At 61.7% G+C, this 11,024-nt stretch carries 11 protein-coding genes; 6 read left to right on the forward strand and 5 right to left on the reverse strand.

Annotated features, from left to right (window positions below):
- Nucleotides 1–43: 43 nt before the first annotated feature.
- Genes AC6I97_RS16790 through pdhA form a run of 3 tightly spaced genes read right to left on the reverse strand, consistent with a single transcriptional unit; the run spans nt 44 to nt 3,638 of the window.
- Nucleotides 44–1,462 (reverse strand): dihydrolipoamide acetyltransferase family protein, encoded by a 1,419-nt coding sequence (locus tag AC6I97_RS16790; protein ID WP_497945481.1) that lies wholly within the window; start codon nt 1,460–1,462, stop codon nt 44–46.
- Nucleotides 1,459–2,469: an alpha-ketoacid dehydrogenase subunit beta gene (locus tag AC6I97_RS16795; RefSeq protein ID WP_497945482.1), complete on the reverse strand. Its 1,011-nt coding sequence runs from the start codon at nt 2,467–2,469 to the stop codon at nt 1,459–1,461. Before AC6I97_RS16795 ends, AC6I97_RS16790 begins: the two co-directional genes overlap by 4 nt.
- Nucleotides 2,469–3,638: a pyruvate dehydrogenase (acetyl-transferring) E1 component subunit alpha gene (gene pdhA, locus AC6I97_RS16800; RefSeq protein WP_396133494.1), complete on the reverse strand. Its 1,170-nt coding sequence runs from the start codon at nt 3,636–3,638 to the stop codon at nt 2,469–2,471. The genes AC6I97_RS16795 and pdhA overlap by 1 nt, the downstream gene beginning before the upstream one ends.
- Nucleotides 3,639–3,832: 194 nt before the next feature.
- Here pdhA and AC6I97_RS16805 point away from each other — a divergent pair, with 194 nt between their 5' ends.
- From AC6I97_RS16805 to AC6I97_RS16825, 5 genes are all read left to right on the forward strand, one after another.
- Nucleotides 3,833–4,303 (forward strand): Lrp/AsnC family transcriptional regulator, encoded by a 471-nt coding sequence (locus tag AC6I97_RS16805; RefSeq protein ID WP_224092218.1) that lies wholly within the window; start codon nt 3,833–3,835, stop codon nt 4,301–4,303.
- Nucleotides 4,304–4,453: 150 nt separating this feature from the next.
- Nucleotides 4,454–5,194 carry a hypothetical protein gene (locus tag AC6I97_RS16810; protein ID WP_497945483.1) on the forward strand — a complete coding sequence of 247 codons (741 nt, stop codon included), beginning with the start codon at nt 4,454–4,456 and terminating at the stop codon, nt 5,192–5,194.
- A gap of 130 nt (nt 5,195–5,324) precedes the next feature.
- Nucleotides 5,325–5,732 carry a DUF4383 domain-containing protein gene (locus tag AC6I97_RS16815; protein ID WP_223936509.1) on the forward strand — a complete coding sequence of 136 codons (408 nt, stop codon included), beginning with the start codon at nt 5,325–5,327 and terminating at the stop codon, nt 5,730–5,732.
- A gap of 61 nt (nt 5,733–5,793) precedes the next feature.
- Nucleotides 5,794–6,390, forward strand: coding sequence for a hypothetical protein (locus tag AC6I97_RS16820; protein ID WP_497945484.1), 597 nt, complete (start codon nt 5,794–5,796; stop codon nt 6,388–6,390).
- A 70-nt stretch (nt 6,391–6,460) separates the two neighbouring features.
- Nucleotides 6,461–7,480, forward strand: coding sequence for a PHP domain-containing protein (locus AC6I97_RS16825; protein WP_497945485.1), 1,020 nt, complete (start codon nt 6,461–6,463; stop codon nt 7,478–7,480).
- Nucleotides 7,481–7,557: 77 nt separating this feature from the next.
- On the opposite strand, the gene AC6I97_RS16830 is transcribed toward AC6I97_RS16825, so the two are convergent.
- Nucleotides 7,558–9,189, reverse strand: coding sequence for a monocarboxylic acid transporter (locus AC6I97_RS16830; protein WP_497945486.1), 1,632 nt, complete (start codon nt 9,187–9,189; stop codon nt 7,558–7,560).
- On the reverse strand, nt 9,186–9,566 hold the full coding sequence (locus tag AC6I97_RS16835; RefSeq protein WP_224092207.1) for a DUF485 domain-containing protein: 381 nt from the start codon (nt 9,564–9,566) through the stop codon (nt 9,186–9,188). Before AC6I97_RS16835 ends, AC6I97_RS16830 begins: the two co-directional genes overlap by 4 nt.
- A gap of 242 nt (nt 9,567–9,808) precedes the next feature.
- Here AC6I97_RS16835 and AC6I97_RS16840 point away from each other — a divergent pair, with 242 nt between their 5' ends.
- Nucleotides 9,809–11,011 (forward strand): sensor histidine kinase, encoded by a 1,203-nt coding sequence (locus AC6I97_RS16840; protein WP_309927816.1) that lies wholly within the window; start codon nt 9,809–9,811, stop codon nt 11,009–11,011.
- Nucleotides 11,012–11,024 lie beyond the last annotated feature (13 nt).

Consider the following 11,024-nt stretch of genomic DNA (forward strand, 5'->3'; position numbering starts at 1 on the left):
CTCGTAAAGGGGCGGGCCGGCGCAGCTTCCTACATTCGTGAAGCTAGACCATAGTCAACACCATGGCGGGGTCGGACAGGATAGCGCCAAGGTCGGCCAGGAATCGTGAACCCTGTTCCCCATCCACCAAGCGATGGTCGAAGGACAAGCTCAGGGACATCACCTGGCGTACGGCGATCTCATCATCGACCACCCACGGCGCCTTCCTCACGGCACCCAGGGCCACAATGGCCGCCTCGCCCGGATTCAGGATGGGCGTTCCGGCGTCGATCCCAAATACTCCAATGTTGGTGATGGAGATGGTGCCACCCGAAAGATCTGACGGAGACGTCTTGCCGGCACGTGCTGTTTCCGTGAGTTCCGACAGCGCAGTGGCAAGTTCCCGCAGTGTCAGGCGATCGGCATCCTTGATGTTCGGTACCGTCAGGCCTCGCGGCGTAGCGGCCGCGATGCCAAGGTTGACGTAGTTGAACTGGATGATCTCCTGGCGCGCATCGTCCCAACGGGAATTCAACGTTGGGTTGTTTCGTAGCGCTATCAGGACCGCCTTGGCCGCAACGGTAAGCGGAGTGAGCTTGTAGCCCTCAAACGCTTTGCTTGCCTTGAGCCGCGTGAGCAATTCCATGGTGGCTGTGACATCGATCGTCAGGAATTCCGTCACGTGCGGTGCGGTGAAAGCGCTCTGCACCATGGCAGCGGCCGTGAACTTCCGGACACCCTTGATAGGTGTGCGCGTTTCACGCTCGCCGGTGGCTGCCGGCGCCGTTGGTACTGCGCTTGTGCCTTCCGGCTCACCTGTGAAGTTCTGGACGTCTTCCCGCGTGATGAGTCCCCCTGGGCCAGTGCCGGGAACCAGCTGGAGGTCAATTCCAAGATCGCGCGCCAGCTTACGGACCGGCGGTGTGGAACGTGGACGCTCTGCAGGGACATCGTCGGATTTGGGCCTTGCCTGCACTGTTGTTGCCGCAGCCTGCACAAGGCCGCGGGCACGGCGGACCGGGCGCCCGGTCTCCTCGACGACGGCGCCATAGCCCACCAGGTTCGGCTCCCTCTTGGCGGGGGTCGCGTCAGCCTCAGGCGACTCGGCCTGTGACGTTTGAGATTGTGGCGTTTGAGATTGCGCCATTTCAGGTTGTGGCGCTGCAGCCTTGGTCTCGACGGCGGTCGGGTTGCCACCGCCGTTGGCGGTGCCCCCGTTGGAGGCCCCGGCGTCGTCCACTTCGAAGGAGACTATCGGCTTGCCGACCTCCACCACGGAACCGGGCTGCTCGTGCAGTGCCGCTACGACGCCGGCGAAAGGCGACGGCAGCTCGACGACTGCCTTGGCCGTCTCAACCTCCGCGATGACCTGATTGAGGGTGACGGTGTCCCCCACTGCGACCTTCCAGCTAAGGATTTCCGACTCGGTCAGGCCTTCGCCAAGGTCCGGCAGCCTGAATTCCTTGATCATGGTAGCGGTCATCCTTCCAGTCCACTCAGGGAGTTGTGGCGGCCCAACGTGCGGTCCACGCCATCCAGAATCCTGTCCAGGTCCGGCAAATGATGCATCTCAAGCTTCGAATAGGGATAGGGAACGTCAAAGCCAGTAATGCGGACGGGTGCGGATTCCAGGTAGTTGAAGCAGCGCTCGGTAATGCTGGCCGCAATTTCCGCTCCGACGCCACCATTTTGGCCGGCCTCGTGCGTGATGACCAGCCGGCCTGTCTTGCGCACGGATGCCTCCACCACCGGGTAGTCAACCGGGGACAACGAGCGCAGGTCGATGACTTCCACGGAAATTCCTTCATCAGCTGCAGCCTGTGCCGCAGCCTTGGCGGTCTTTACCAGGGGGCCGTAAGCCACCAGGGTGACGTCCGATCCGGCGTTGACCACTGCCGCTTTGTCCAATGGCATCGCTTGGGAGAGGTCGATGGACTCATCGACGTCACCCTTGTCGTGGTAGCGGCGCTTGGGTTCGAAATAGAGAACAGGATCATCGGAGGCAATGACCTGCTGGATCATTGTGTAGGCGTCCTGCGGGTTGGACACCGCCACTACCCGAAGCCCTGAAGTGTGGGTGAAGTAGGCTTCCGGCGATTCCGAGTGGTGCTCCGGCGAGCCAATGCCACCACCGAAAGGAACGCGGATGGTGATCGGCATCTTGACCCGCCCCTGCGTCCGGTAGTGCATCTTGGCCACCTGGCTGACGATCTGATCGAAGGCAGGATAGATGAAGCCGTCGAACTGGATCTCGCACACTGGGCGGTAGCCCCGGTAGGCCAGGCCCACTGCGGTTCCGATGATGCCGGACTCGGCCAGCGGCGAATCGATCACCCGGTGCTTTCCAAAGTCCTTCTGGAGTCCGTCGGTGACACGAAAGACACCACCGAGGGAACCAATGTCCTCGCCCATGAGGATGACTTTGGGATCGTTTTCCAGGGACTTGCGGAGGCCGGCGTTGATTGCCCGGGCAAATGTGAGCTTGGACATCAGAGTGCACCTTCCTCGACGGGCTGGTTGAAACTGCTCAGGTAGCGCGAATAGTGATCCTTCTGGCGTTCAATCCAGGAGTTGGGTGTGCTGTAGACGTGGTTAAAAACGTCCAACGGCTGGGGATCGGGCATATTGACGCAACTGGTTCGGAGCTCGGCTGCGACGGCGTCGGCCTTGGCTTTGACTCTGCCTTCCAGTTCTTCAGTGAGCAGGCCCTTGGCGTCAAGGAGCCGCCGCAGACGGAGGATAGGATCCTTGGCAGCCCAGTCCTCCAGCTCGTTCGGGTCACGGTATCGCGTGGGATCATCGGCCGTAGTGTGCGGGCCCATGCGGTAGGTGACCGCTTCGATAAAGGTTGGGCCGCCGCCGCTGCGGGCACGGTCCAAAGCCCAGCGGGTAGCAGCCATGACGGCGAGGACATCGTTTCCGTCAACGCGCAGGCTGGGGATGCCGAACCCTGTTGGCCTGTCGGCCAGTTGAACGTGGGACTGCACGCGCACGGGTTCGGAAATAGCCCAATGGTTGTTCTGGCAGAAAAAGACCACGGGAGCCTGGAAACTTGCCGCAAACACCATGGCCTCGCTCACGTCGCCTTCGCTCGTGGCGCCGTCCCCGAAGTAGGCCAGCACCGCCGTGCTGGCGCCGTCCAACTGGACGCCCATGGCGTAACCAGTGGCGTGGAGGCTCTGGGAACCAATGATGATTTGGGGTGTCGCCATGTTGATCCGTTGGGGATCCCAGGCGTACAAGGCGTTTCCGCGCCATACCTGGGCGATCTCTGAGACGTGCGCGCCGCGGATGTACGCCACGCCGCTTTCACGGTAGCTCGGGAAGACAAAGTCGTCGTCGCGCAAGGAGCGGCTTGAGCCGATCTGGGCTGCTTCCTGCCCAAGCAGCGGCGGCCACAGGGCCAGTTCGCCCTGCCTCTGGAGGGCTGTGGCCTCGGTGTCGATGCGGCGGATGACTGTCATGTCCTCAAACAAGGAGCCCAATTGTTCATCGCCGATGTCCTTGATCCAAAGATCAAATTCCGGGTGGCTGATCCGTTCGCCTTCCGGCGACACCAACTGAAGGAGGTTGCCCCCCGTCCGCAAAGGATTTTGTGCACTTTGTCCGGGGCGCGGAGCGTCATTTTGCACTCCCTTGCCCGCCTTATCCGTTAACACAGGTGATCGCAACCTTCCGGCTAGGTTTTGCCGACCCTGCTGGACTTGTGATCCAAGCGCAGACCGGCCCCCTGGCTCCTTCGCCAGCGTTAATTGTGACCCTACTCACAAGACGCATCGGGTACAACTACCGTTGAAAAACTTGAGCATTCTGCCATGTTGGGAGTGGCCGAGCCGTGCTAATCTTGCGCATTATGCAACCTTTGGATGGCACTGACACCCGGCTCCTTTCAGCGATGGCAAAGGATCCCAGAGGGACCGTTGTGGCTCTCGCCCAGAAACTTGGTTTGTCCCGCAATACTGTTCAGGCGCGCATGGCCCAACTCGAGAAGAAGCATGCCTTCCTCTCCTTTGAACGGCGAATCAATCCGGTTGCCCTCGGCTACCCCCTTACGGCGTTCATCACCGTGCATGTCCAGCAACAGAAACTCGCCTCGCTCGCGAAGGATCTTGCGGACATCCCGGAGATCCTGGAAGGTTTCGGGCTGACCGGATCAGCCGACTTGCTCTTGCGTGTGGTGGCGCTGGACGCCGAAGACCTCTACCGGATCAACGGCAAGATCCTTGCATGCGACGGCGTTGACCGCACCGATACTGCCTTGGCGATGCGGGAAATGATTCCGTACCGGGTGCAACCCCTGCTGGGCCGGCGCTCCGAAGGCTGACACCCCCCGTTTTCACCTGCTGTTACTACCCTTTGGCCCTTGCCTGTGGAACTGCGGATGCGATTTGATTCAGGTGGACGCATCGGGGGCCGGCCAGCGGTTCCTGGCTACGTGGTGGCGCTGCCGCAGGCTGCCGAAAGGGGCACTACAGTGAGCAACCCGCAAGAACCGAATGGTCGCGACGAAACCCGACACAGCGGAAGCGAATACGGCCAGAACCCACCACCCGTCCCACCCGGCCCCGGGTACCCCCAACCAAACGGGACTCCACCGCAGTGGCAACAGCCGCCGTCGTCCCCGGGTCCCCAAGGCCAGTATGCACCGGGACAATATCCGCCTGACCAAAACCCGTACCCGCAAGGCCAGTACCCCCAGGGGCAGTATGCGCCCGGCCAGTACCCACCCGGGCAGTACCCACCCGGCCAGTATCTACCCGGCCAGTACGGCCAACAGCTTCCGCCGCCGGCCAAGCGCAAAAAGGTGCTTTGGATTGTCCTCGGCATTGTGGCAGGAGTGATCGTCCTGGCCGTGGTGGGCATCCTGGTGCTGGTGAACGTTGTGGGCGGCGCGACGTCGAAGGCGAGGTCTTTGGCTGACGAGTTCACCAATCTGGTGGTTTCAGGGCAAACAGAGCAGGCCTACGACAACTACCTGCACCCGGCCTTGAAGGAAGAACTGGATAAGCAGTCCTTCATCGACGGTATTGCCAGCCTGGAACTTGATGATTCCTGCAAGCCAAATTACAACTCCGTCAGCGTGAATTCGGATAACGGGAATAACAAAGCGGACATCGCGGGAACCTTGCAGTGCACCGGCAAGACCATCGATCTCAAGTACGTTTTCGAGGGCACCAACGATCTCAAAATGAGCAGCATCCGCCTCCGTCCATAAGGGCGGGAAAAAATATTCCGGTTTCCACCCATCCGCAGCAACGCATGGTCCGAATCACTGCTTGAGAGCCCCGCCCGGGGCTCCACAGGACGGTCGGGAACACCCGGCCATCACCGGAAGGTTCGGACCAATGCGTACTTCGCCCAATCGCTTGATCGCCACCATCTTCGGAGCCGTATACCTCTTGGTAGGCGTGCTCGGATTCTTCGTCACCTCAGGAACCGGCTTCTTCGCCACTGAAGGTGCCAACCTGATCATCTTCGCGGTGAACCCCCTGCACAACGTCATTCACCTGGCCATTGGTGCCGCCCTTCTTTATGCAGGTATGAACAGTGTCACGCTTTCCAAATCCGTCAACACGGCGGTGGGCGGTGTCTATCTGCTGGTAGGTATCCTCGGGCTGTTCCTGGTGGGAACTTCGCTGAACATCATCGCCCTGAACGGGGCAGACAACGTGCTGCACCTGGCCAGCGCTGTGGTGCTTCTGGGCGTTGCCCTGTCCCAGGACAAGGCCGTCGTAGCCTCAGCCCGCGCCTGATCATAGAACCCCTGATCACAGAGCCCCTGATCACAGACCCATCGAGACCGAGGACAGCGCCATGGCAGCCAAATATCACCCCACGCTGAACGCCGCTGCATTGTTGTTCGTCTACTTCGCAGCCATGGCCGGCGGGATAGTGGAGCTGTCCATTGCGGCCGGCTACCTCACGGAAGCCGGCGCACCTGGCATGGTGTTTGCCGGCGTGGTGGCCCTCGCAGCCGGGCTGGCCTTCCTGGCGTGGTCTTTGTGGGGACTCCACCGGAACTCCCTTGTCTTGCGCCGGCTTGCCTTTCCAGCTTTGCTGGTTGCCGCCGCTGCCCACATCACTGTCCTTGCAGGGGGTTTGGCGGCCAGTGAAGGCTCGCTTGGAGTGAGCCATCTTGCGGCCCTGGGACTAACTCTGATGGCACTTGCCGGAGGCGGTTGGGTGGGCCGGCAGCAAAAGACCAACGACGGCGGCGCCCACGGCCTGCCAAGGACCGGGCGGCTTCTGGCAGCCGCGTTCGGGGCCGCCGTCGTTGTTGCATCGGTGGCCACGCCGGGATTGGCCGCATCCATGGCCGGCCAGCACGCCGTTCCCCATGGGGAGCATGGACTGGCGCCCTCGGAAGGAACACCTCCCGGACTGGTTCCAGGCGGCCACCACCAGAAGTAATAGCCCGGACCGGCGCACCGTCAACATTGCCCTCTGTTGATGGTGCGCCCGGTTCGTGGATCATGGAGCCATGGATCCCGTTGAGGCGCTCGAAGAAATCTCCTTTTGGCTGGAACGCGGCCAAGCCCCCACTTTCAAGGTCCAGGCCTTCAGGAAAGCGGCCGACGCCGTGCGGCAGCTTCCGCCCGACGAGCTGGCCAGGCTCGTCCGAAATGGAAGAGTCACCAGCCTGAAAGGTGTTGGGGACCGAAGCGCGGAAGTCATTACCCAGGCAATGGAAGACAGGGTGCCCGACTATCTGGCCGACCTTCGCACGCGTGGCGCGGAATCGTTGGCATCCGGCGGCGACACGCTCAAGGGAGCGTTACGCGGCGACCTTCACAGCCACAGCAACTGGTCCGACGGCGGTTCACCGATTGAAACCATGGTGGCTGCTGCCAAAACCCTGGGCCGTGAATACCTTGCCCTCACTGACCACTCCCCCAACCTGACCATCGCCAACGGCCTCAGCGTGGAACGGCTTGAAAAACAGCTGGGTGTGGTGGAAGGGATCAACGCCAATCAGGACGGCTTCCGGTTGCTCAAAGGCATCGAAGTGGACATCCTTGAGGACGGGACATTGGACCAATCGCCGGAAATGCTGGACCGGCTGGACGTGGTGGTGGCCAGTGTCCACTCGAAGCTGCGCTCGGACAAGAAGACCATGACCAAGCGGATGCTTGGTGGAATAAGTGATCCACACACGAACGTCCTGGGGCACTGCACTGGCCGTCTGGTCCAAGGATCCCGCGGCACCCGGCCCGAGTCCGAATTCGACGCCGCCAAGGTCTTCACCGAATGTGCCGAGTGGGGTGTCGCCGTCGAAATCAATTCACGGCCGGAGCGGCAGGACCCTCCGGACGCGCTGATCAAGATGGCGCTTGATGCCGGCTGCCTGTTCAGCATTGACAGTGATGCCCATGCCCCCGGCCAGCTCGATTTCCTTCAATACGGCGCCGAACGTGCCGAGGCGCTTGGCGTGCCTAAGGAACGGATCGTCACCACGTGGCCGTTGGAGCAGTTGAAGGAATGGCTAAGCCTCAAGAAGTGAGTTAGTGCTGGCGCGCCTGGGGGCTCCCCCGCCGTATGGCAGAGGAGCCCCCGTGTTTGGCCTGGTCCTTGGTGACCTTAGTGCTCCACTGCTTTCTCTGCACCGACACCTGTCAGCGAGCGGACTTCCATCTCCGCTTGTTTGGCTGGATCCTCACGGCGCTTGTCCAGGACGGTCCCCAGCCAGCCCAGCAGGAAGGCGAGGGGGATCGATACGATGCCTGGGTTGCTCAGCGGGAAGAACGCGAAGTTGGCTCCCTGGATCATGGACGTCTTAGCACCGGAGACCACGGGCGAGAACGTGATGAGCAGGATGGCCGAGGCCAATCCGCCATACATGCTCCATACGGCGCCCTGCGTGGTGAACTTCCGCCAGAACAACGAGTAAACGATGGTTGGCAGGTTGGCCGAAGCTGCAACTGCGAAGGCGAGAGCCACCAGGAAGGCCACGTTCTGGCCGTTGGCGAAGATACCGCCGAGGATGGCCAGGATGCCGATCACTACTACGGTGCGCCGGGCCACCTTGACCTCTGTGGTTGCATCGGCTTTGCCCTTTGAGATGACGTTGGCGTAGATATCGTGGGCAAAGGACGCTGCCGCGGTGATAGTCAGTCCGGCCACCACGGCAAGGATGGTGGCGAAAGCAACGGCCGAAATGAAGCCGAGCAGCAGCGGCCCGCCGAGGTGGAAGGCCAGTAGGGGCGCGGCAGAGTTGACGCCGCCTGGGGCCGATTTGATGGTGTCTGCTCCAACCAAAGCTGCAGCACCGTAACCCAGCACCAGCGTGAACAGGTAGAACAGGCCGATCAGCCAGATCGACCAGACCACGGATTTTCTTGCTTCCTTGGCGGTGGGAACCGTGTAGAAACGCATCAAAACGTGTGGGAGGGCAGCTGTGCCCAGGACCAACGCCAAGCCCAGGGACATGAAATCAAGCTTGGACGTCTCCGTCTTGCCGTACTGCAGGCCTGGGTTGAGAACGGCAGGGTTGTTGGCTGCCTCAGCCGCGGAACCGAGCAGGTTGGAGAGATTGAATCCGTAGATCGCCAGTACCCAGGCAGTCATGACTGCGGCCCCTGCGATCAGCAGGATGGCTTTGATGATCTGCACCCACGTGGTGCCCTTCATGCCTCCGATGAGGACGTACATGATCATCAATGCGCCGACGACGATGATCACCAAAGCTTGTCCGCCCCAGTCGCTGATGCCCAGGAGGAGCGAAATCAAGCTGCCGGCGCCTGCCATTTGCGCGAGGAGGTAAAAGAAGCAAACCGCGAGGGTGGAGAGGGCAGCCGCTATGCGGACCGGCCGCTGGCGCAGCCTGAAGGACAAGACATCGGCCATGGTGAACTTGCCGGTATTGCGCAGGAGCTCGGCCACGAGGAGCAATGCCACCAACCAGGCGACAAGGAAGCCGATGGAGTAAAGGAACCCGTCATATCCGTTGATCGCAATGGCGCCCGTGATACCGAGGAACGAGGCCGCAGAAAGGTAGTCGCCCGCAATCGCGGTGCCATTCTGTGAACCGGTGAACGAACGGCCCGCCGCATAGTAGTCGGCCGCGGTCTTGTTGTTCCTGCTTGCCCGGAAGACGATCACCATGGTGACCGCCACGAAGAGGGCGAAAATGCCCATATTGAGGAGCGTCGTATCCTTCAATGCTGCGACGTTGACCGCGGGGACAACGGTGCTGATGTGGTTGGTGTTCATTTGGCTGCCCCGCGGATCATGTTGCCATCCTTATCGAACTGGTGGCCCTCGATCTCATTGCGGATCGATGCCGCGATGGGGTCCAGCTTCCTGTTGGAGTAGCTCACGTACCAAGCAGTGATGCCGAAAGTGGTGACGAATTGGAGCAGCCCGAGGATCAGGCCGACGTTGATGTTGCCCCAAACTTTGATGGACATGAAGCCGACGGCGTAGTCGGCCAAGAGGACGTAGGCGAAATACCAGAGCAGGAACGCCACTGCCATCGGGAAGACAAAACTGCGGTGCCGCTTGCGCAGCGTCTTGAACCGTTCCGTCTGCTGGACTTCCTGGAAGTCCACGGACGCTGTTGCGTCTTGGGGTTGGGCCTCATTACCCATGGTTCCTCCTGATTGTGATGTGTCCACATCAGCTCCACACGCTTTGCCAATGTGACTGCAATCACTATCGAACGGGCTGTGCCAGCGGTGCCAGAGAACCAGCGGCCACCGTCGCCCAGCGGTCAGGATGCTGCGCCGAACGGTGGGATGTGAGAGAACGTTGGGGAAAACCCGGTGGGATGTGAGAGAACGTTGGGGAAAACGGCGCAGGATGTGAGCGGGCATCCGGCTACGCTGGCTCTATGCCTGACTCCCCCCTCTTCACCGCAGCCGCGATCGCCGTGATCGTGCTGGCCGTCGCCGTCGTCGTGGGTGTTGGGCTGAAGGTGATCCGCTCCTTCCGGGACCTGGGCACGGATGCTGAACGGGCCACGTACAACACACTCCACGCCGCCTCGCGTGCGGGGCAGCATCTGCGTGGCGGGCTGCAGGCGGCCGGCGCGGCCAAGGCGAGCAAACAACTGCGAATGCTCCTGGGCTGCGACGCGTTGGCCATTACCGATACCGATTCGGTCCTTGCATGGGACGGGTTTGCCGAGGAGCTGCGGCCTTCCCTCATGGGCCTCGCCGCGGAAGTGCTGGCGACGGGCCGGACTGCCGTGGTGCCCCACGCCGGCCATTCGGCCTCCGCAAGATCCGAGCACGGCCACCACGATTTCAGTGCCGTCATTGCCCCCATACGTGCCGGCTCCAAAGTTGTCGGTTCGGTGGCAGCACTGGCGCCTGCGGCCGGAGCCGGCTTGGTACGGGCCACCGGCGAAGTGGCTGACTGGATTGCCGCCCAGCTTGAACTGGCTGAGTTGGAGGCTTCCCGGACCCTGCTGATGGAGGCCGAAGTCCGGGCTCTTCGTGCCCAAATCAGCCCGCACTTCATTTACAACTCCTTGAACGCGATCGCTTCCTTCATCAATACCGATCCGGCCCGGGCAAGGGAGCTAGTGGTGGAGTTCGCCGACTTCACCAGGTACTCCTTCCGAAGGCACGGCGACTTCACCACCGTGGCCGAGGAACTGCGCTGCATCGACCGCTACCTTCTTCTGGAACGGGCCCGGTTCGGCGAGCGCGTGCAGGTGAGCCTTCGGATCGCACCCGAGGTGCTGAGCACGGTCATACCGTTCCTTAGTCTGCAACCACTGGTGGAGAATGCGGTCCGGCACGGTCTTGAGGCGAAGGAAGGCCCTGGACACATCACCATCTGTGCCAACGATTCCGGCGCGTTCGCTGAGGTCACTATCGAGGACGACGGCGTGGGGATGGACCCGGAGCACCTGCGGTCCGTGCTTGCCGGACATACGGACGGTGAGCACGTAGGCCTGCGGAATGTCGACGCCCGCCTGCGGCAGGTCTATGGGGACGAGCACGGCCTCGTCATCGAAACGGCCCCGGGCGAGGGGACGCTGATCACCATGCGGGTTCCCAAATCCCAGCCCGGACATGACGCCTGACACACCGGGCTAA

This window comes from Arthrobacter sp. TmtSoilC48, from assembly GCF_059739425.1.